At 28.8% G+C, this 23,931-nt stretch carries 6 protein-coding genes; 1 reads left to right on the top strand and 5 read right to left on the bottom strand.

The window, feature by feature from the left end; all coding sequences use genetic code 4:
* Positions 1-10: 10 nt before the first annotated feature.
* Positions 11-5,539 (bottom strand): PDxFFG protein, encoded by a 5,529-nt coding sequence (locus tag VBM89_RS01735; protein ID WP_323188587.1) that lies wholly within the window; start codon positions 5,537-5,539, stop codon positions 11-13.
* A gap of 163 nt (positions 5,540-5,702) precedes the next feature.
* Between VBM89_RS01735 and VBM89_RS01740 the strand changes: the two genes are divergently transcribed.
* Positions 5,703-7,961: a hypothetical protein gene (locus tag VBM89_RS01740; protein WP_323188588.1), complete on the top strand. Its 2,259-nt coding sequence runs from the start codon at positions 5,703-5,705 to the stop codon at positions 7,959-7,961.
* A 45-nt stretch (positions 7,962-8,006) separates the two neighbouring features.
* Here VBM89_RS01740 and VBM89_RS01745 read toward each other — a convergent pair whose 3' ends face one another.
* The 4 genes from VBM89_RS01745 to VBM89_RS01760 all read right to left on the bottom strand — a co-directional run bounded on the left by VBM89_RS01745 (position 8,007) and on the right by VBM89_RS01760 (position 23,846).
* Positions 8,007-11,279: a hypothetical protein gene (locus tag VBM89_RS01745; protein WP_323188589.1), complete on the bottom strand. Its 3,273-nt coding sequence runs from the start codon at positions 11,277-11,279 to the stop codon at positions 8,007-8,009.
* 144 nt (positions 11,280-11,423) lie between these two features.
* Entirely contained in the window at positions 11,424-12,305 is an 882-nt protein-coding gene (gene tsf, locus VBM89_RS01750; protein WP_323188590.1) for a translation elongation factor Ts, read from the bottom strand.
* 33 nt (positions 12,306-12,338) lie between these two features.
* On the bottom strand, positions 12,339-13,160 hold the full coding sequence (rpsB, locus tag VBM89_RS01755; RefSeq protein WP_323176468.1) for a 30S ribosomal protein S2: 822 nt from the start codon (positions 13,158-13,160) through the stop codon (positions 12,339-12,341).
* Between the two features lie 240 nt (positions 13,161-13,400).
* A complete protein-coding gene (locus tag VBM89_RS01760; RefSeq protein WP_323188591.1) occupies positions 13,401-23,846 on the bottom strand; it encodes an SGNH/GDSL hydrolase family protein in 10,446 nt (3,481 codons plus the stop codon).
* Positions 23,847-23,931: the final 85 nt, after the last annotated feature.

The raw sequence follows: 23,931 nt of genomic DNA on the forward strand, positions 1-23,931 counted from the left end.
CTTCTCCTTATTATCCTGAAATGTTAAATTGGTAATCTACGTAAATAATTGTTTTTCCTGTGTCATTGTTGTTTTCATCTTTTTCAGGCATTATCTTGATTGGTGATTGTTCATCAGCTTTACCGTTTTCAATCATTGCATCAAGGTCACCGATTGTAAATCCACCTATTGTATCTTTGTTTTCATTAGCAAAATCAATATAGAATCTGTGTTTTGGTTTTAGTAATGAGTTTCTATATTTAGACATAAGTGCATAATCAGAAATTCAAGATTGGTAACCTAATTGTTCAAGTGTAACTTTAGAATCTGCATCACCTTGTTTTTCATAATAGAAAATATTGTTTGTTTTATCAATGTTGACAGGTAAGTAGTGCATTTCGTTTGTATCAATGTCAGTGAACTTAATGTATTTAACTTGTTCTGCTAATTGATTTGGAATGTATCCATACATAGCAACTGCATCAAGTTTTTTATTTCTGAACATACCTGAAATTGTTCTTTCTGAAACTCCATAGTTAAGAAGTTGTGAAACAAAGAATGCTTTAGGTCTTGAAGTAATTTTGTTTCCTTCAAAGTCTTTTAATCTAATGTTGTTGTCTTGGATGGCATTTCTGTTTTCATCATAAAGTTCCATACCGATTTTTTCTTTTTCAAATCTATCTTTAAAGAATCCATTGTTATTTGAGATGAAGCTTCCAAAGTAGTTTGAATTTCTTCTTCCATCTTCGTTTCTTTGAAGCATTGATGTGTCATTCCAGATTCCGAAAATAGGTTCCTTGAATTTGGTTACAAGTTTTTTATTCTTTTCAATTGATTCGTTAGCTAAATCGATATTAGTTCTTGAAAGTTCTGCTTCTAGGTTGTTGAATTCTTGCTCTTTAGCAGCTAATTGTGCTTTAAGGTCAGCGATTTTTTGTTCTGTTTGATTGTATTCGTCACTACCTTGTTGCATTGAAGCTAATTTTTGTTCTTCAGATTTAATTTGTTTTTTATGGTCAGCAATTGCAGCTTCAACAGCTGGAATTAAATTTAATTTTAAGTTATCAACTTTAGATTTGAATTCAGCAATCTTAATGTTTGTTTGAATTTGGAAATCTAAAGTTTGTGCAATATATTCTTTGTATTTATGTGATTGAATAGCTGCATAAATACCTTGCGCCATATCTGATTGACTATTTTTAATATCGTTTAAATAAGCTAATTTAGTTCCATCAACAATGTAATCAAGTCCAGTAACTGATTCATTTACTCCACCTAAGAATTTTGGTAAGTTACCAAAGTTTTCAAAACTTGGTAAGTAAGTTGTTTGAACATAATCTCTTGTTAATGTTTCAGCAATTGAGTAAATATAATCTGTGAATTTGTCATTTAATAATGGCTCAACTCTTGTTTCATTGTAGTTGAATACATCACTTGATGGTTTACCTGAAGAGAATCCACCGTAGTAAATATCACCGATAAGAAGATTTTCTCCAATAACACCAAAGTTTCTAATGAATGTAATGTTTCCTAATAAAAGGATTAAGTCTTGAGTGTCAAAATATTGTTTGTAATCACTTACACCATATTTTGAAAGAAGTTCATTAAGAAATTCTTGCAATTTAGCTGCATCAAATTGTAATTTTGATTCTGGGTTAATTAATGAAGCGTCTTCAACATAGTTTTCTCTAAATTCAGGACTTTCAATTCTAATTCCATATTCTTTTGAAAAGAATGCTTGGTTAGCAACTAAATCAGTAGCAACATTAAAGTCTTTAACTGCAAGAAGTAAGTTTGAGTTTTTAAACGCTTTCATTGCATAGTTAGCTAAAAGTTGTTGTGATGCACCGATTTCAACTTTTTTATCTGTTGAAACTGTGAAGTCGCCAGCTAATACAACTGATTTAATTTTGCTTAAATCAAATTTTGATTTTACATAATCTAAATCTCAATTGAATGATTTAGAAGCAACATCAAATGAAGCTTTTGAGTAGTTGATTGATAATAATTCCATCATTTTATCAAGCGAAGCAAAAGCAAGTGATTTTGCAGTCTTGTTTGTATCTAATCTTGTTGCATTAACTTTGTAGTTAGCAACAAAAGCTTCAATTAAGTTTGAATCAGCTTTTTTGTAAGCTGATGAGAACGGATTAAGTCCAACATATTTCACAGTTTTATCAAAAGCATCTGGACCACTTGTAAGTAACTCACGTAAGTTTTCTAAAGTTAACATATTTTGGTCTTTGTCTAAGTAAGTAAACAAGTCTGATGAGTTGTTACCTAATCTAGCAATTCCAAGAGCATATGAAAATGCAATAGAAAAGTTATTTTGTCATCTTCCATCAATTGATTCAAGCCCCAATTCATTAGCGTACTCATTCATTGTTTGACTAAGTCTGTCTTTTGAGTATGTGTATGTACTTAAGAATGCTGAGCTTGAAACATATGGGAATGTATATTTAGTTGAGTTTTGTAAGTCTCTGTAGTTTGCAAATGTTAAAACAGGGTTAATGTTTGCTCTATTTTGCATTCTGTATTCTGTATCTATATAACCATAGAATGTGTTAACAATATCTCTAAGTGAACCTTGTAAACTTGAACGAAGTGATAAGTATTGTAATGCTTCTCTGTGTTGTTCAGGTACATCTTTACCTGGTTGAGCAAAGTTTGCTAAAACAGAGTTGTATTGTGGATCGTATTCAATTTGGTTTCCTCTGTTTTTAAATAATTTAAAGTAGTCATTTAAATCAACTGCATTAAATAAGTCTTTAAGGTAAATTGCAAGTGAACCACCTAATCTTGTCACATTAGTGTTTCATCCTGAATCAAATAAGTCAGCTTTGATAACTTCTTGAAGTGATTGAACAATTAATCTTTCTTGTGAACGAATGTAGTTTCAGCTTTCTGTATCAAGTTCAACATTTAAAGGAACATTAATAACTGGTGAACCGTCTGGTTTTTTGAAGTTAACTTTTGTAATAACTGTTTTGTCATTTACAGTTCCAGTTTCATAAACTCTAACTTTGAATTCATCATCATTGATAAAGTCAACAAATTGCTCAATAGGTTGTCCAGAACCATCTGTTAATTGTTCAATAACGTTTTTAGCAGTTACTTGTGCAAATTTAATTTCACCATTTTCGAATTTTTTGAATACTTTAGATTTTCCAGAAATTGCTGGGTTAAGTGTTCCTGATTGTTCATCAAATGAGTTTGCAATAAATAAGTCTCCTGGAGCAACTTTTCTAAGTTTAGCTGCTTCAATCATTCCTTCATAATCTTGTAAGAAACGTCTTTGTGGGTTAGCCAACACTGTGTAGATGTCTTGTCCAGCTACACCTACAGCACCTCACATTTGATTTTTAGTTTCAACTTCTTGAGAAACAACGTTTCCGTTTTCGTCAAGGATACCAAACTGGAATTTGATGAATTTACCATTTTCAGTTGGAGCACCTAAACTGTTTGTTCTAATAACTGTAAGGTTTGTTCTAGCTTCTAAATAGTTTTTAAGAGATTTGTATGAGTAGAATGAAGAGTCGCTAGCTCCACCACGAGTTGAAAGACCACCAACTAAAATAGGGTTTTTAGAATCGATTCAAGATTGACCTTGATCAAGTGTGTAGTGATGTCCATATTCGTGAGTTGCAACATATTTTAAGAAGTCTGTTGAAATACCTTCAAAGTCTTCAATAAGAGTTCCTAAAACAAGTGGAAGTCCAATTCTATCTGATTCTGAAACACCTTTGTATTCACCTTGAACAATTTTGTATTCATATACCCCTTTATCATTTACAGATTTTTCTAAGTGTGGTCCGTTTAATGATTTAAGTAAGTGTGGGTATTTTTCTAGAACTTTTTCAGCAAGCCCATTATAAACTTCTGTATAAACTTGGTATTTTCTTGAATCAAGTCCTCTTAATGTTTGTCCATTAGCATCTTTTTCTTCGCTTGTGTAACCTAAAATAAGAGGAGTAATTGAACCTAAATATCCAGCAGCTTCCTTAAATTGAGCAAATCCAGCTGGTGAATAATTATTTGAAGCACTTGCGACAAATTGTTCACGTAAGATAAATCTGTTTGAGTCTTCAAGTTTAACTGAAAGCATATGTGTTGAACCAGAGTTTTGAATTGTAAACTCTTTAATTTCACATTCTTTAACTAATGTTTTTTGTTCTTCATAAGTTTTATCTTTTAAAGCAGGAACTTCATTGATTGCTTTAACAAATGAATCAAAGTAGTAAGTTTTATCTCCTTCTTTATAAACAAAAAGTTTTGTTCCAACATATGAATTAATGTCATAAAAATCTAAGAAGTGAATAATATCTTCGTTTATAGCTTTTACAAAGTTTCTGTATGTAATTGCTGAAGCTTCAGAAATTCTTGTAAAGTCTAAACTTGTTCTAACATTAAAGTCACCTCTAGCAGCAATAACTTGATCAAGTTTTGCTTTATCAGTTTCTGAAAGTGAATCTCTATCAAAGTTTTTAACCGCGTCTGAGTCAGCTTTATTTTTATAATCAAAGAATACTTCAAAAGTTGTTTTCTTTTTTTCTGTATTGTAGTTACTGTTAACATCTTTAATAATAACTGGTTTGAAGTCACTTAATGAAACTGTACCAAAGTTAGGTTTGAGTTCCTCTGCAACTTTTGCAAATTCTTCAGAACTAATGTTGCTTGGCAAGTAAACTGTTTGAATTTTTTCAACATCAAGTTGCGGTGCTGAACCTGGAATGTAAACTAAGAATTCTTTGTTAATTAATTTTCTTGGAATAGTAATTTCTCTAAATGCTGTATTGTTAGGTAGCATTGAAGAGTTTTTAATTGCAGTTGCTAAAGGAATGTTGTTCAAGAACATATCAACATCAGCTTTAGGAACTTCATAATTAAATGTTGAATAAGTTAACGCATCTTGTGCATTTCCTCTACCACCAACCGTTGAGTAGTAAGGTAATGAACCAAAGAATGCATCAGGGAAGAATTTAATTTCGCTGTATTCTTTGTGCAATGTTGAGTGAGACCCTAAAGTAATAGCATTACCATTTTGCTCAACTCCTGGAACAATTCTAAATGAGTCTAAAGTTAAGAGGTCAGGACCTCAAGATACGTTTGACATAAATCAATTTGAAAATTCAATAAATTGTTTTGGTCTAACAGCTAAAACGTACTCATTGTAAAAACTGAATGAGCCGTATTTAACTTCTAATATGAATGATTCATTGTATCTTTTGTAATATTCTTTGAAAAATTCGTCAAATGAATATTTTTCTGTTTCGCCAACAAAATTGTATTCATTGTAAGTTTCATTGTTTGAAACTACATTAGCAACAATTTTTGATTTAAGTGGATCTAAAACAGAAACTTCAGGTTTAATTTGATCATTTTCATCATAGAATTTTTTAAAGTTGTTTACAAACAATTTTTGATCAACTGGATTTGTTGGTCCATTCTTTTCGTCAGAATTATTTGCATATCCGTAAATTGAACCAACAGCAATACCGGACGCTCCTGCTAATATACCTAATGCTAATAAAACTTTGTATTTTAAAGCTAAATTTTTCATATAGTACTCCTTTATTGAATTTCAAATTTTGATTAAAAATCCTTATTTATATATAAATATATAAATAAATTCAATTTTACATTAAATGTAGATTTTTCAAAAGCTTATTATGTTCTTTTTTAGTTCTTTTTTGATCATTTTTACTAATAAAGTGAGGAGAAAAATGAAGAAAATAAAAATATTTAAAAATAAATGACTAACAATTTTGGGTTCACTAATGGTCGCAGGTTCAATCGGTGTAGGAACTTGATTAATTGTAAGAAATATTCAGTCTGCACCAGTGTCTAGTGAACCAATCGAAAAGAAAGAAAATAAAAGCAAAATCAATGTACCCGTTGTGCAACCTGCACCTATTTTTAATACTCCTGTAGGTGTAAATGAATCGAGAGTATTGTCAAACACTGTAAATTATGAAGATGCAATTTTTAGTAAATTTAATGCACTAACGGAACTAAATCAATCAAACCTTAGTTCATTTAATAATGCTAATTCAAATACTTGAATAAATTATGTAGCAAGCATTTTAAGTGCTCAAGCAAAAATGCATTTATTAGATTTCCCTGACCTTAAATGACATAATTCTACCTTATTGCATGGTAGAAATGTTTACAAAGACTTTTTTATTCAAGAACCTCAAAATATGAATAAATTTTTAGAAAACATAAAACAATATAGAGAATTTGTTGTAGGTCAAATGAAATCATCAATTAAGTGGCTTAAAGAATTTAAAAATTTATGAACTAATTTTGAATTTCACAATTTAAACACAACAGAACAAGAAGTGTTGAATAAAATAAATAATATTGTGGAAAGTCATATTTTAGAATGTGAAAAAATCATAAACTTCCTTGAAAATCACATATTAACAAAAGCAAATGTAGAAGAGTTTGTTCCATTAATTGAGGATTTATGTTTTAAAAATGACCAGTTATGAAATAACTATCACGCTGAATTAGAAGGTATTAAAAGTAATTATCAATATTTAGATAAGTTAGATAATGAATTAATTAGTTTGAATTTATCAAGTATAAAATTGATGAGTCTGAATTGACAAATTCAATCAAATTTAATTCAAACTAACAACTATTTAAGTGCTCATTTCAAAACAGATACAGAATTACTTTCAAAACTAAAACACCTAGCAGATAGTGAAATTAGGAATAAATTTATCGAATATTTAACTCAGAAATACAACAAATTTATAACACTTTTTAACTATATGAAGGGTTATATTAATGAAACCAATTCAGATGAGCTCAAAGATATATTAGATGAAACCGTCACAAAATATAATCAAATTATTGAAGAAGATCCTATTGAACTAATTTATAAGAAAATAAGATTTGTAACCGATAGTTTACAAATTATCTACAATAAAGTTCTCGAAATGCAAACTGCAAATTTAACCGTACTCAATAGAGCAACAGGTTCATATCAATCTTACAAAGACTTTTATAACAATAATTTTGACAGATTTGAACCATTATTAATTGAAAAAGCAAAATTAGAACTTCAGGATTTCTTTTTAGGCGAACAACTTTGAATGATCACTGAAAAAACCAAAGAAGCAAATATCGCTCATAATGAATTCATTAATTCAAGTTACTTTAATACTAATAAAGAAGAGAAAATTAAATTTTGATTTACTCAATTGCAAACAGCAAAAGAAACTTTAGAAAGTCTAAAGCAAAATTCAGATTTTAGATTGAACACTGTTAAAAATGAAATATTAACTATAAACAGTTCTGAACCAAATTATGATTTTGCAAAAATTGAAAGCAATAATAGTCAAATTACATCAGACCAAGAAATGTTACTTAAAGCATTTTCAAGCATTAATAATTTTGTAATTAACACTTTCTGAGAAAATAAATTAACCCTTGCTGACTATAATGAAAGTTGAATCACTGGCGAAACCAGACAGCAAGTTAATGATTTTAAAGAAGAATATAAAGCTAATTTAAAATCAAACTTACAATCCAATTTTCAAATTAATGTTTCAAAATTCACTAAAGTAAATGAATTTCTAACAAATATACTCACAAATCTGAAAAATGATTTAAATAGAAAACAAAATATCAAAACATTCTTAACAACTAAAATAAGGGAAATCAATAAATTAGTTGATGATAATTTTAAATGTGTAGAGAAAGCTAAGAGAGACATTAAAGAAGCTGAAAAAGATCCTGAGAAACTCAGACAATACAAAGAAGATGGTAGATATGAATTAGATTTAATGGCAATTGATTACCATGGTGCTGAGCATAAAAGATACCTAAGTTACAAAAACGCCTTGGATATAGCTATAAAAAGATATGTGATTGATCCTGCGAACATTGAAAAGTTATTAGAAAAACAAATTTCTGATAATCAAAAATCAACTGAGGATTTAAACCTTATTAAGTTCAAATTTAGTAATTAAAAAAATTAAAAACTGGTTTTTGATACCAGTTTTTAACTAAATAAATTATTGATTGTTTTTAATGTATGTTTTCTCAACGAATCTTAATAATTCAATTGAACTATCGTATTGAGCAAATAATAATGCTAAATCAAATGGTGTAAATTCACTATCATCGTCATATGTTCGGTAAACATTTAAATTGAATTTTAAGTATGAACTTCTTGAAATTGAGAAGTTATCTGAATTTAAGAAGTTGTAGTAAGCTACTCTAGCTTGTTGTAATTGTTGTTTTTTCTCATCTTTTGAACTATCATCAGCTTTTAAGTATGCTAAGTTAGCTTGATAGTAAACTGATTCTAAATTCATCATTTCTGTATATAACTCTGATTTAGGTTTTCCTGATGCTTCTTGTTCATCTGTTAAGTATTCAAAACCATCAGCGTTAGCAAAAATTATATTTCTAAATGTTAAATCTTTTTTAACTAAATTATCAATAGCTTTGTGTGTTGCATCATAAACAACTTTATCTTGGTGATCTTCACTAATTGAAGTTTCTGATAATTCGGCTGAAACTGATTTATACATTTGTCTAATGAATGCATAAATTTCTTGACCTGGAACAATGTATAAACTTTGTTTTGCTTTCTTATCTTGTCTTCTAAAGTTTTCAATGTTTGAGTTCTCTCTTTCGATATCATCTGCAATAAGTTTCATAAATGTTTCGCCTGCAGCTGGTAATTTACCAAAGTTAACTGAATATTCAACGGCTTTTTCATTAAGTGAAGCAACTTTAGAATTTAAGTCATCAAGAGACATCGAATCATAAGCGTGATCTCTGAATGTAGTTGCAAATTCACCTCATTCATAGTCTAATTCGTCTGTGAATCCTTGGTAATCATCTAATGCATAAAATACTCCACCTTCTTCTCTAGCAGCTGTCATTTTTACATTTAATTGCTCAAATTGTGAGTATTTATCGTTTAAGTACGCTCTAGCATCTGTTTCATTAGCAAATTCACCGTGTTTTAAAGAGTTAGCAAATGCTGTATATTCATCTAATAAAGCTAACCCGTTTGTGTATTTGTCACCTGATCTGTTGTCTTGGTAAATATCAGCAAATTTTACGTAAAGCATATCCATGTTACCATCGTTTTCATCACCAACTTTTTGTTCTAATACTGATTTGAAGTCAGCTAAAACTTTGTAAGTTTCAGCAAAACCTTCTGTATTAGAATCAGCAACAAATTGATCTCATTTATTAATAATTGTTCTGAAATTATCTACAGCACTATTGAAAAAGTCTGTAATTTGGCTAAATGTAAATTCAAACATTCCATCAGCTCCTGTTAATGCTGAATATGCATCAATAACTGCTTGAACTTTAGCTTTATCTTCATTTAGAGTAGATGAGTATTGTTCAATTGTTGTGTAATCTGGGTGGTTAATTGTATCCAAATTGTATGAACTTACTAATTCTTTTAATTTTGCTTTGATAGCTTCTGAATCAGCGATTGAATCTTCTGCAGATTTAATTCTTGCTTGATATTTTGAAGCTGATTTTGAAAGCTGTAAAATAGCTTCCATTTCTTCAGATTTTGGATCAATGCCTTGAAGTTTTCAGTATTCAAATAAGTTAACTAATGTGTTTAATTTAAAGTCAAAAGCTTTAATTAACATGTATCTATCAACTGCTGAAACAAATTGTTCTTGTGATAGAGCCTTAATTTCGTTCATTTGCTTAACAGCTCATGTATTGAATTTTTTATATGATTTGTAAATTGCTGAGTTTTCATCTCCATCATACATTTGTTCATTTCATTTTGCCTTAACTTTTCTATTGTATAGCGCATATGTGCTACCGCTGTAGGCTCCATCATACATTTCGTTAGCTTTTGCTTTAATATCAGCAAGAATTTGTGTTGTATCAATATTGTATTTTGATAAATCATTTTCCGATTTTGAAAGAACGTATAATAACCCCTCTAATGTGGTTTGTTTAGGGATAAATTGGTATCTAATAACATTGAAAAGATCATCACGGAATTGGTTGTAAAGATTTGTGTAGTAAACTGAAGGTAAGTATTTAATTCCTGTGTTTTTGTAGAATTCTGAGAACTTGTCTGCTATTTCTTTAGAAACTGGTTTTAATTGCTCTAAAACTTCTGCATCAATGATTTCATTTGATAATGGGAACTTAGAAATTCTTAATGAAGGAACCATTAATGAAGGTTTATATTCATTGAATGAATTTGTGTTGTAAATGTATTTGCTTCAGAATTGAATTTCTAAGGCTTGGAAGTTTATAAATTGTTCATCTAAGTTTGTAGATGTATTTAATGCTTCTTCATAGTTTGTTTTAACACCATTAACTAATTGAATGTTTTCATCAATTTTTGCACTTTCTTCAGCCGATAAAGTTGAACGATCCATACTTGATAATTTAACTGCAACATTTTCTAAATCTTTAATTCTTCATTGGAATAATGAATTCATGAATTCTTCTTTAGGAAACGGCATTTCAACTTTAGCTTCAGGGAAGTAATTTTTAATAATTGTGTATCAGTTTAAAGCATACATTGTTTGAGCATAGAAATAGTTAATGTTATTGTAGTCATCTTCTTGAGCTTCATATTCTTTACCACTTTGCTCTCATGTTGAAACAGCACCATCAATGATTGATTGGTTTGATTTATAAAGTTCAGGGTATTTTGATTTAAATGAGCTTAAATAGAAAAGAATTGCTTTTGTGATTTTAAGTAATGATCGCTTACCTGAAGGAGCTCTCTTTACCATTTTTGACTTAACATCTTCTAATTCGTTTTTAGCAATTTCCAATTGATCGTTAAGAGCCTGAATTTCTCTTTCTTTTTCTGCTAATGTTTCCTTGTTTGCGCCTTCAGTGTCAGCTTTAAGATCTTCTAATTCCTTTTTAGCTGCTTCAAGTTGTTTTTCAATTGCAACAACTTCTAAGTTTTTATCAACAAATCCACGTAATAATACGTCTGCAGCTTGATCTTTTAATGTTTGTAAAAAGTCAGCTAATTTCTTAACGTCTGAATCTGATAAAACTTGTTTTTTATCTAATTCAGCAATTAAAGCAAATAATTCATTTTGTTTTTTTGATACTAATTGATCTAAGCTATCTCCAGATTTAGCAACTGAACTGTATTTGTTAAATTCAGCTTGAATATCTGTGTTTAATTTTGATTTTTCTGCTTTAAGTTCTGCTTGACTTTTTTGTGAGCTTGATGAGTTATTACATGATACTAATAACATTGGTGAAAGTAATGCTGCACCACTTAAACCTAAAACTAATGATTTTAATCTTGCTTTCATATGATTTATCCTTTGTTTTATTGATTTTTTAGTTAATTTGATTTTATAAGTTTTATTATAAATTAATTTGTTAATTTATAAAGAAAAACGCACATTCCAAGTGATTAGAATATGCGTTATATCAAAATAGAAGTTAAGTAAGAACTACTTAACAACCATTCCAGCTACTTCGTCAGCAAAGTTTGATTGAACTTTTTCAATACCTTCACCAACTTCAAATCTAACAGCTGAAACTAACTCATCGTTGTGATTTGATAAGTATTTTTCAACTGATACTGAATCGTCAACAACAACAGGTTGTTTAGCTAAAACGATTTCTGATAATTGTTTGTTTAATCAACCTTCTGTAATTTGTTGTTGTATTTTTTCTGGTTTAGAGTCAAAACCATTTGGTTTCTCAAATCCTGCTTTGATTTCTTCTAATTTTTCTGCAGGGATATCTGAAACTAATGTGAATTCAGGATTCATAGCTGAAACATGCATTGCCACGTTTTTAGCAGCTTCTACATTGTTACCTTTAACTGTAACTACTGCTGCAACTTGACGGTTAACATGAACGTATATACCTAAAACTTGGTCTTCTTCAGCAACTACTCTTTGAATCCGACGAAGAGAAATTTTTTCTCCAATAACTGATGTAGCTTGAATTAAAGCTTGTTCAACAGTTTCGTTGTCATTCATTTTTGTAGCTAAGGCTTCTTCTAAGGTGTTAGCCTTTGATTCAAAAACTGATTTTGTAACTTCGTTTAATAAGTTAAGGAACTTGTCGTTCTTAGCAACGAAATCGGTTTCTGAGTTAATTTCAACCATAACAGCTTCTTTATCTGTTCCATGAGCTGAAACTGCACCTTCAGCAGTAATACGACCTGCTTTTTTAGCAGCTTTAACAATTCCGTTTTCTTTTAATCATTGAATAGCTTTGTCAATGTCGTATTCTGTAGCTTCTAATGCTTTTTTAACATCGATTAAGGCTGAATTTGTTCTAGCTCTTAATTCTTTAATTTTTTCCATTTTCATGTCTGCCATGATTACTCCTTGATTAAATTATTTTGTGATTAATTAGTTGTTTGAGTTTTCTTCTTGTTTTTGGAATGAAGGTAAAACAACTTTATCGTCTTCTTGGTATGCAAATTTAACTTGTCCACCACGTGCTTTAACAATAGCGTCAGCTAAAATTGTCATAATTAAAGCGATTGATTTTGAAGAGTCATCGTTTGCAGGGATTCCGAAGTCTAATAAATCTGGGTTAGCATTTGTATCTAAAATACCAATAACTTTGATTTTCTTTCTTTTAGCTTCTTTAACTGCGATTGCATCTTCATTTGGATCAGCAACAATCATTACTTGTGGTAATCTGTTCATGTTTCTGATTCCATCTAAGTTTTTGTGTAATTTATCTAATTTCTTTTGTAAGTCTAAAGCTTCTTTCTTTGTGTATCCAGCAAATCCGTTAGCTGCTTTAGCTTCTAATTCTTTCATTTTGTTTACACGTGACATGATTGTTTGGTTGTTTGTTAATGTACCACCTAATCATCTTTCTGTTACGTATAATGAATTTGTTCTTTCAGCTGCTTCTTTAACTGCTTCTCTAGCTTGTTTTTTTGTACCAACAAAAATAAATTGTGCATTCTTAGATGCTAATGTGTTTACTAATGAGTAAGCGTATTCTAAGTATTTTTGTGTTTTGATAATGTCAATAATGTGTGATCCTTTGTTCTTTTTGTTCGGAACAATGTAATCTTTCATTTTTGGGTTTCAAGCGTGAGTTTTGTGTCCGAAGTATGCTCCAGCTTCTAATAATTTTGTTTTTGAAACAATTGGTGTTCTTTGTTGTTTTTCAACAACTTTAACATTTTCTTTTTTGTTTTCTGCGTTGTTCATAATTTTAATTTCCTTTTAGTTTGTTTTGCTACGTAAATATTTCGAGCACCTAGCACTATGATTAGCACACCCAAGTGAATCCATATTTACTGATATATTTGTTAATTTTTGTAAGAGTAGTTTTAAAACTCTTGTAATCTATTGTATTACATTTTTCATTATTTCAAAGTTAAAAGTTTTAGAGTCAAATCTATACAAAAAGCACCACACAACCAGTGTGTAGCACTTTGAAATTAGAGATTAATTTTTATTAATGTATCCATCTCTAAGCATTTCGTAAAGAATTTCTGTTTTAGTTTTTCTTGTGAATTTATCAATAGGTTTTGTTTTTCTATAGTAGATGTAAACTAAAACTTGATCTTTTCAATAGTTTGAGTTATTTGTACTGTTAGATCTATTTCCAACTATAAATTCATAGTTGTAACCATTTCCTCTTTCTGCTTTACCAAATGCACGTTTTTGCTCCTCTGTTCATCTATTGAATTCTTGAGCGTGTCTATTTTTAACTGTTGTTCAAGCCATTTCAGTTCCATCAAGGAAGATGTTTTCAAGTTCAAGAGTTGTTGCGTTTCAGAATAAGAAATCTGAAATATTTCCTTTTTCTTTAGCGGCTCATAAAGCAAATGTTGTAAATCTGAAAACTGCTTTATATGCATCATTTTGTTTGTAACCATTATTTCTAAGACTTGTGTTATATCTACCTGATTGAATTTCTTCAAACATATATTCTCAGATAGGAATGTAAAGTTCTTTAATAAATTCTTTAACTCTACCCACAATTTCAAAAATACTTACGTCAAACTCAAATTTGTATTTTGGTGATGATGAGCTTCCTTGATTATTATTAGATGAAGATGACGAAGATGATGAAGATTGATTTGGATTCATCAGACCATCAATAATCTTGTAAATACCAGTTTTTTCAGGTTGTAATGTTGAACTTTCAAACAATCTGTTGATAAATTTAACAAAAGTACCATTACCCATATTCTTGATAATTTTTCCAATAAATGGTCCTTTTTCGAGAATTTTATCCATTGAAATGTTTCCATTTTTATTCAAGATGATTGACATAATACCATGAATAACAATATCTTTAAGAGCTTTAATTCTGTCTTCGATTTGTTCAAAGTCAGTTTTTTTAATTAATTCATAAATATTGTCAACAATAGTTGTAAGTTCACTTGAACCTCTAAGAGTTTTGAATAATCCTGAAACCATGTTGTCAAAGATTTGTGAATCTGAATCATTAAACGCAAATCCCATTCCTTTGAACATATTTGAAATAATAAGTCCAATACCATGAGAAATTTCAGCATCTTCATTATCTAAAATGTGGTTAACTCATTGAACAATATATTGCTTAATTTGAGGTGATTTAGGTGAAACAAAGATTTCATTAAGCACAGATGAGAATGAATTACGTTTAGCATAATCTTCTGATCTATCAAGTACATCAGTGAATACTGTAACTAATAAGTTAATTAAGTTTTCGTTTCCTAATGCATTAACAGCCATATTGTTAATTGCTGTGTCATAATCGTTTGTACCTAATAACGCTTTTCCTAAACCAAATTGAGAAATAACTCTTGATAATTTTTGTTTATTATTAAGCATTTGTGTAATGATACTTCTGAATAAGTCGATAATTTTTTGTTTATTATCTTGAATAAATGGATCAAGAAGAATCTTCTTAACTGTATTGAATGTTGTAAAGTCAATTCCTTTGACAACTGCTCCTACAACACTTGAACCAAACTCACTGAATGAAGCAGATTTTTTGTATGTTGAAACAATACTATCTACAACTGATCTGAATATTCCAACACGTTGTAAGATAACTGGTAAGTTGTCGATTAATGTAGGAATAAATTCTTCAAGTTCACTTGTTCTTGGAACTTCAAGGAAGTTGATAAATCTATTAAGTAATTTTTTAACAACACCTTTACTAATGTCATTGTTAAGTGTTTTAACAATTATTCCCTCAACTAAATCACCAAATCTTTTAACATTTTCATTTACATTTAAGTAAATCTTAAGAATATCGTAGAAAGTAGTTGTGTTTTCTAAGAATTGATTATTTTCAACAATGTAACTTGAAACTTCTGTGATTAATGCTTTTAATTCATCAGAAGTTACTACTGAGTTAACTAACTGTACAAATGAATCTTGAGAAATAACTTTTTCTTCTAGGTAACTATGTGTTTCATCATCAAAGATGTTTCAAATAATTTCACCTAAGTTAATTCTGTCCTCAAATAAGTGAAGTGCATTTGTAATGAGTGAATATAAATCTTGTTGATGATTTGCTTGTTTAAGTGATTTGATTACTAAGTTAAGCAATCTGATTGCTTTTTGTTCAAATCCTTCTTGTTTAGTAATTGCACCAAGTGCACTTGTAATAGCTGAAGTAATATCTGAAGTTGTGATATTAGTTTGTCTTTGCAATAATAATTTAACTATAGAATTTGCAACTTGCTCAATAAGGTTTAATTCATTATCAATTCCTTTAATGTTAGCTAAAAGTGATTTAACTAAATGTGTAGGATCGCTGATGTCATTGAAAATTGAAGCGTAAGGTGATGATTGAAGATATCTGACAGTAGCAGTTGCAACCATATCTTGAACGTTTTGGTCACTTGTGATTGTGTAAATAATTCTAGAAACTAAGTTTGTAATTGATTCTTTAAGATCAGGTGTTTCTAAAATAATCACAATTAATTCATCAAATGAGTTTGCATTAGATCAACTTGATCAGTTTTTGAATAAGAATCTTAAGACTGTGTTGATTAAATCCTTAACTTCAGGCATTTTTACAACTAAATCATAAGCTTGTTTGATTTGGTCTTTTGTAATACCGAAGCTTTCAAGTAATTTATCTAATGGTAACTTAGAAATGATTGTTTCTTTAAGTTCATCATTAACTTTAATAGTTTCAATTATTGCATTAACTAATTTAATAACTTCATCTTGGTTAACTGCTAATGTTGATAAATGTTTGAATAATGATTTAACAATGTTGTATGCATCTGATTTTAGTAATCCTTTGATGTATTCAACTACAGAACTTATAGTTTGGTTTGTATCTTTAGTCGAAATAAATGTGTCAACAAAGATATTTGCAACATTAGGTAATAATTTAGCAGAGATTGCAAATGAGTTTAAGTTTTGTAATAAGTCACCTACAACTTTATCTAAATTAATTCCAGCTAATTGAATGTTGTATTTTCTAGCGAATGTATTAATTAAATCTAAAACAATAACTTTAGTTGAGTTAAACTTGAGTGTTTTTTCAATGATTAATTGAATTTTTGATTTAAGTGATTCAGTTTTTTCTGTATTAGTCTTGAATTTTTCAATTACATCAAGTGGTAAATTGATGTAATTTGTTCAAGATTTATCCTCAAGTAATCATGGAACAAACTCAAGAAGTAAATCATCTATCTCGCTAATTGAAATAAGTTCGTTTATAAAGTTTGCTAAATGTTCTTTAGTTGTGTATTTGAATAATGTATTTGAATCAGAAAGCTTTTTGATTTGCGAATTTACAAGTTTTGTAATTGTTCCATTATTTCTTAACGCAATTATTACTTTAGGAATTAAGTTAATAATTGTTTCATAGTTATCAGTAACAACGTCAAGATTAATGATTTTGTCAACAAATCCTTTAATATCTGAAAGAACTTGTTTGTTAATTAAATCTGATAATGCTTGTGGAATTTGTCCTAATATAGCTAAGATTTGTTCATTTTCAGCTTGTGAGGCTTCTGTTAACTTATCAAAGAAGATATCCAAGGCAGGATTTACAAGTTCAAGTGAATCAATAACTCATTTTAAGTTATTTGATAAATCTCTGAACAATTTATCAACTTGAGGAGTAACTTCAATGTTTAAGGTTCCAAATAATTTCACAAGTGATTTATAAACAAAATCTTTTGTAACTTGGTTAGTTAATAATCCGTTTAATAATCCGGTTGTATCTTCTTTAACTGATTGAGGATCAATTAAAACAAACGCTTTCTTGATAATATCAATGTAAGAAGTTACATCAGCAAATTCGTTTGCTCTTTTAATTGCATTAGATGCAATCTTTTCAAATAAGTTTTTAAAGTGTTGGTTACTTAAAATAAATTCAAGAAGTGAAATTAATTCATCTCTAGAGAAGTAGTTTTCAAATGAATTTCCTGCCTTTGAAATTATTTGGTTAACAATACTTGTAGCTAATTCATTAGCTGGAATAACATTGAATACATTGTCAATGATTTTTAATAAATCATCCTTGCTCTTTGTAAATAAGTCAGAAGTAATGATTTCTTTGAATGTTGAAACAATTTTTGTTTCAAATGCAGATGGATCTTCTGAAATTCTTTCCTTAATTGTTTTAGTAAATGAAGAAAGAACTGATGAAATTGAGAAGTTTGTAATTCCTGATTTTTTAATGTAGTTAATTAAAGCATCAAAAGCGATTTCCGAAACACCAAAGTTTCTATCGATAATTGAGTAAATGTTAATAATGTTTTTAGCTAATTGCTCAGGTTCTTGAACACCTGCAAAATATTTTGCATAATCAGGGTTCTTAATAAATGCTGCTAAAGCTTGTGAAAGTTTTTCAATTGCATTTGTTCCTGTCATCACCTGGTCAATTATGTTTAGAACTTTTGGTTTGATTGAAGCAACAAAGTTTTCATTTGAAGCTATAGCAATGGCTAATTGGTCAAATGAGTTCGCTTCTCTTATTGCTGAATTATTATCAATAATAAAGTTTGTTACTAAATTAATAATGTCTTTAGTATTTTGTGACTTAAGAATATCAACAAATAAGTCTGATAAAACTTGAGCATCAATTCCTAATTTATCAGCAATTGATGCAACAGGTATCATTGCAACAACTTTTTGGATATTTTCATCAACATAGTATTTAGAAATTACATTAGAAACTAATTCTTTGATTTGATTTGAGTAATTTCAAATGTTTGAATTTAATAATGTTTTAATGTATCCAAATTCCTTAATGTTTAATAATGATTTTACATTTGAAGTAATGTACTTGATTAATTCATCTAAACTGTTTGACTCTTGTAGACCTGCATTAACGATTTCAATTAGTTGATCAACCATTGTATTTGTAGGGTTGTAGTTAATTAATTGATTTAAAGTTTGTTTAAGTGCTGTATAGAATTCAAGTGGTAATTCTGAAGATAATAAATCTTGGTCAGTAAGCATTTTATTTAATGCTTTATGCATTAGTTTATCTAAACCATTTGAACTTAAAATTGTATGAATAACACTTGCAAGTTCATATTTGTGTTCTGTTGTAACATTTGAATTTTTAAGAGCTTTGAAAATAACATCTTTAGGATTTGTAAAAATTGAATCTAATAAATCATTATCAACAATTGCATCAACTAATGAGTTAAGTAATGTTGGTAAATTACTATTTCTTAAAACATCGTTAGCTACTTGTGATGCACCTTCTGATGAAACTAATTCACCTAAATTTGCATCATTAATCATTGAAGTTAATTTTGTGATTGTTGAATCTTTAACTAAGATTGTTGAGACTAAGTAGTGTAATAAGTTTTTGATGAATTGTTTGTTTTCTGAATAAATAGGAGAAGCTAAGATTTTGTTTACAAATGCTTGCTTATCTTTGTTAAATTCAGCAACAATTGATGAAACAATTTCATTTGGTAATGTTTTAATTACACTTAATGGTTCGTCTGAATTTTTAGCATTTGAAAGAACTTCAAATACCTTGTCAAATGCAGGTTGATAAATGTTTAATGAATTTAATAATGGAATTAAATTATCCACTAAATCACTTACGAAGTCCTTGCTTAATTGTGAATATAAGTCAGGAAGAGTTGATTTAACAACATTATTGATTAACTCTTTTAATGTAACTTTGTTATTTTTGTTTTCAAATAATTCAGAAACGAAATTACTTAAGTTAGATTTCATTTGCTCATAATCAAACCCTTTAAGAACTGTGATTATTAAATCATTGTAAGTTGTAAATTGCTCTGTAGTTGCAATTGAATTCAGAACATTTGTAAGTTGATTTAAGAATACAACTTTGAATGAGTCATTGTTTAAAATAAATTTAACTAATTCTTTTAAGTTATCAAATGAAACATAATTTTCAATCTTTTCTTTTAAGTTTGCAGGAACTTTGGCGAAAATCGATTCAAACATTTGTGAATCAGTAGCAATCTTGTTGTAAACATTTGTGATAATTTGATTAATATCTTGATTGTGTTTTGAAAGTAAGCTATCACATAAAATCTTGATTGCTTTGATAATGTTTGTTTCTTGATTTTCTCCACCAAATTCTTCTGCAAATGATTTGAAAATTAATGTACCTAAATCAGATATTTTTGTGTAGTTTCCATTTTGATTAAACTCTTCTAAACCGCTGTAGATATGTGCAAAAATGTTAAATGTATCACTGTAGTTTGGTAATAAATCAAATAAATCAGAAACTAATCCATCAATGTTTTGAACATCTTGAAGTAATCAACTAATTGATTCATTGGTTTTCACAAGGTTGCTTATAAATCCAGTAACCATTTTCTTAATTGTTGGATTTGATTTTAATGCATCAAATGCAGTTTTAAGCGAATCTTTAACATCGTGAATAAAGTTAGCATCCTTAAGAACCAAAATTACTAAATCAGTTAAAGAAGATAAGTTAGCAATTTGTTCTTGGTTATTTAAGATAAAGTCAGTTAAACTTGTTCCAATATTTACAAGAGGTTCTGAAACAACAATGTCGTTAAGTAATTGTTTAAGTTCTTCTGCTGTAACATTAAGTTTTGTAGCAACAGAATCAAGATTTAAATTATTAATAAATTCTGAAACTTTATCATTTGTTTTAAGTTGTGATAATAATGATTGAATAAATTCTTTCAATGAAGCTTTTTCAATGTCACTAAGTGGTGCACTTAAAAGATTTTTAATAAACTCAAATTCTGTCACCTTCAAGTTTTTAAGAATTACATTTGGTAATTGTAAAGTTAAACTGCTTAATGTAATGTTTTCATTATCGAATAACGCAATAACCTCAGCAATTAAATTGTTAAGTTTATTATCTGCACTTAAGTTATTAATTAAGTTTGCAAATACAGTATTTAACATTGAATTGAATTTAGCATCGTAAGTAAATCCTGCTTTTTCAAGTAAAACTGCAGACACTTTTGTAAGAGTTTTGTTGATTGTTAAATCAGTAACTACATTATCAAGAATTGGTTTGATGTTTGAAGTTAATATAGTTTTGAATTCAGGTTTGTTGATTACTAAATTAATTAAGTCAGTAATGTTTTCAACTGTTTTTAATTCTGCAATGTTATTAAAAATTAAATCAAGCACATTTGGAATTAATGAATTAATTTGTTCTGTATCAAAAATCTTGTTAATAATTGTTTTAACTTCATCAATATCTGTATATTTAGCTAAAGTTTCATTTGAAGAAACTATAGAAATTAAAGTATCTTTGATTTTTGAAACAACTGCATTGTTTTCATTTAATTCAGCAAATACATTTTTAATAATTTCTTTTCAGATAAGTGCATGAGAACTAAATGTTTCTAAGTTAGCAACTTTTTTAACTAAAGCAATAGGGTCAGAAGCTAATTTTGATTTTAAGAAATCAGTAATTTTTGAAGGTAATACCCTTAAATCAGCATAAGATGTGCTGCTTGATTTAATTGTTTCAAGTTCACTAAACACAAAATTAATAAGTGGATTAATAATGTCTAATGATTTTACAAAGTTTAATAATTCAACTTTTGAGTCGTTAACAAATGCTGTGATTTGTTCATCACTAGCTGATTGGTTGTATTTTTTAGCAACCGATTTAAGTACATTACCAAGTAAGTTAGAAGCAAGTTGATCATCAGTTAAGTCAGCAACTAATCTTTCAAGGTGCTCTTTAACGGTTTCTAAGTTAGGAATTACTAATAATTTTTGAATTAATGCATTTAAATCTTCAACATCAGCAAATTCTGCAAAATTATCTACATAAGATTCAGCTAAGTAATTTACAAGGTTATGTAAGTTTTGATTTTTAAGCAATGAATTAACAAGTGAATCGACATTTTCTTCACCTACAAATGAAGTAATTTTTGTTGATGATAATGCTTTCGCAACCATTGAGGGGATGTTTAAACGATCAAGATTGTTTAAAACATTCTTGACAAGTTGTTTAATAAATGTTTGATTGTTTGTTACTAATTTTGAATCATTAATGAATTTAAGAATTTTGAAAACATTAAATTCATTTGTTTCTTCTTCAGAATCTGAGTTGTTCATTTTAGCAACAAAATTATCGATAGCAATTTTTCCTGCTTGAGTTGTAATTTGTTTAATGTTGTCAAGTGAAGCTGATTCGTTTTGATTTAATAAGTCAGCAAATTGAGAAATAAAATCTGAAATAAACTCTTTAATTGATTCTGGTTTTACTCTTGTTAAGCTGTTTAATAAACTATCAACAAAATTATCTGATTGAGCTTTGATAAGTTGGTTTGATAATCCATTGTTTTCAAGTAAGTTTCATAAAATGTCTTTAAGGATATTTTTGATAACATCATTTGAAACAATGTCTCAAGCAAAATCAGAAATTGAGTTTGCAATTTTCTTAATGTTTTCTTTATCTGATAGGAAAACTTTGATTAATTGTTGTAAGTTTTCTACTTGTGCAAATTGCTCAGAGTTACTAATGAAACTTTCAAGTGCAAGTCCGATAACTTTTGAAATATTTAGATTAGTTACAATTTGAGTGATTAATGATTTAAGATCATCTTTTTCAATTTTGAAAGGTTCAACATATTTGTAAGCAAGGCCTGTGATTGCATCTGAAATCATTTCGCTTTTTACAGTAAATAAGTTTGTAATGACACCTTGAAGAGCTGAGATTAATTCAGGTTTTTTATGTGTAATGAATTTTGAAGACGCAATTGCTCTAATAAGTTTGAATAAGTTTTCTTCTTTAAGAACTGATTTAATGAAAATTTGAGGAATTTCCATTAATTCAAGTTTGTCTTCTCTGTTTAATCTTGATAATTCATTTTGGAAATCTAAGTAAATTTGTTGAATTAATCCTGAATTAACAATAGATTCAATGATTGTAACAAAACCATTTTCACCATTGTTTTCTGTATCTAGAATTAAATCCTTTAATTTACCTTCTGGATCAAGTTGTTTATAAAGTTCATTATTTGTAAGACCATTAATTGCTGATGCAGTTACATTTCTAAATGTAGCTGACATTCTTAAAAGTCTATCAGGGTAATTATATGGAGTTCTAAGTTTGTTAATTTCATCAATGAATGGAATTGAAGAATCTAAATATGAATTTGTATCAGGCCCGAATAATTGTAAGTTAGTTACAAAAGGTTCAATTTGGTATTTTAGTGTTGTAGAGTCGGTGAGTAAATAATCTTGGTTAAAGTTATAAGTTGGATCAAAATTTGCGAGGTCAAAAGATGGAGATGTAAGTTTAATATACATATCCATAGCCATTTTTTTGTATCCCCTTGTGTTAGGGTGAATATCAATATAAACATCAGAAATTTCATCTGAATGAGCAGATCAATAATCAACATTGTATGCATTTAGTACATTAATATCTGCAATTTTTGCAACATCATACAATGAGCTGTTAATTTGTTGTAATAAAACTTGAGTCGGATCTACTGGAATGTTTTCTAATTTAGATTGGAAGAATTTATCAATCGCTCTTTTGAAACCAGAAAGTGGTAATGGGTAAGCTACTAAGTTAATGTTTGCTTTTGGAGCAAGTTTTTTAAGTTCATTAACTAAAAGTAAAGCTCTTTTTCTAACTTCTGGAAGTGTGTTTGTAAGAACTTTGTTGAAAAACTCAATAATCTTTCCATAGTTAGGTTTTTCTTTTCTGAATTCATTAACAATTTCCATTGGTCCACTTTTTGAAACTGTATCAATTAGCAAGAAGAAAAAGTCATTAGCACTAATTGACATAGTTACTAAGTTTGCTTCTTTTAATTGCTCCTTGATGATCGGACCCATTTCTTGCATATTTTTGTTTTTGAAAGTTTTGTTAACAGCAGGTCAATCAGGTGTGTCGTTGTAAGGGTTGTCATAGTCGATTCCGAAAATTTTAAATCAGTCAACTATACGAGCACCAGAAGCTGCGAAGTTTTCAAAATATTCAAGTCTATTATTTGAATTTTGATTTAGTAATCTTGCTAAAAACGCAGCATAAGAAGCTCCGGTGATTTCACCGTTAGCTTCTAATTTACCTGGATAATCCTTTGGAAGTGCCCCATCATATCCTGCAGTGATTGAATCTCCTAATGCAACATATCTAATTTTTTGATCTTTTGATATGAAGTTATTTGAAACAAGACGTTTAGATAATTTTTCTTTAGCACGTTCAACATCAGTTTTTCCATCAGGGTTTTGATTTGAGTCATTACCTCCGTTTTGAGAACCGTTACCATTATTTGCTCCTGGTTCAGTAATTTTAATTTCACCAGATGGATCAACCGGATCAGGTTTAATGATGATTGGTGCATCACCATCGTTTAAATCAGTTCATCTGCCGATTGGTTTTGATGAACCTGGCGCTTGACAAGACGCAGAAACAACACTAGCTGAAGTTAAGATTGCAGCTAATGAAATTAACGTTAACTTTTTTTGTTTTTTCATAATCACCTCTCTTATATACACTATAAGTGTATATAAAACTAATTTCATAAAATTTTACCAAATTAAAGAGTAAACAAGCAAATTG

Origin of the sequence: Mycoplasma sp. 1199, assembly GCF_034863365.1 — a bacterium.
In the GTDB taxonomy this organism is placed as follows: Bacteria; Bacillota_I; Bacilli_A; order Mycoplasmatales; family Metamycoplasmataceae; genus Mycoplasmopsis.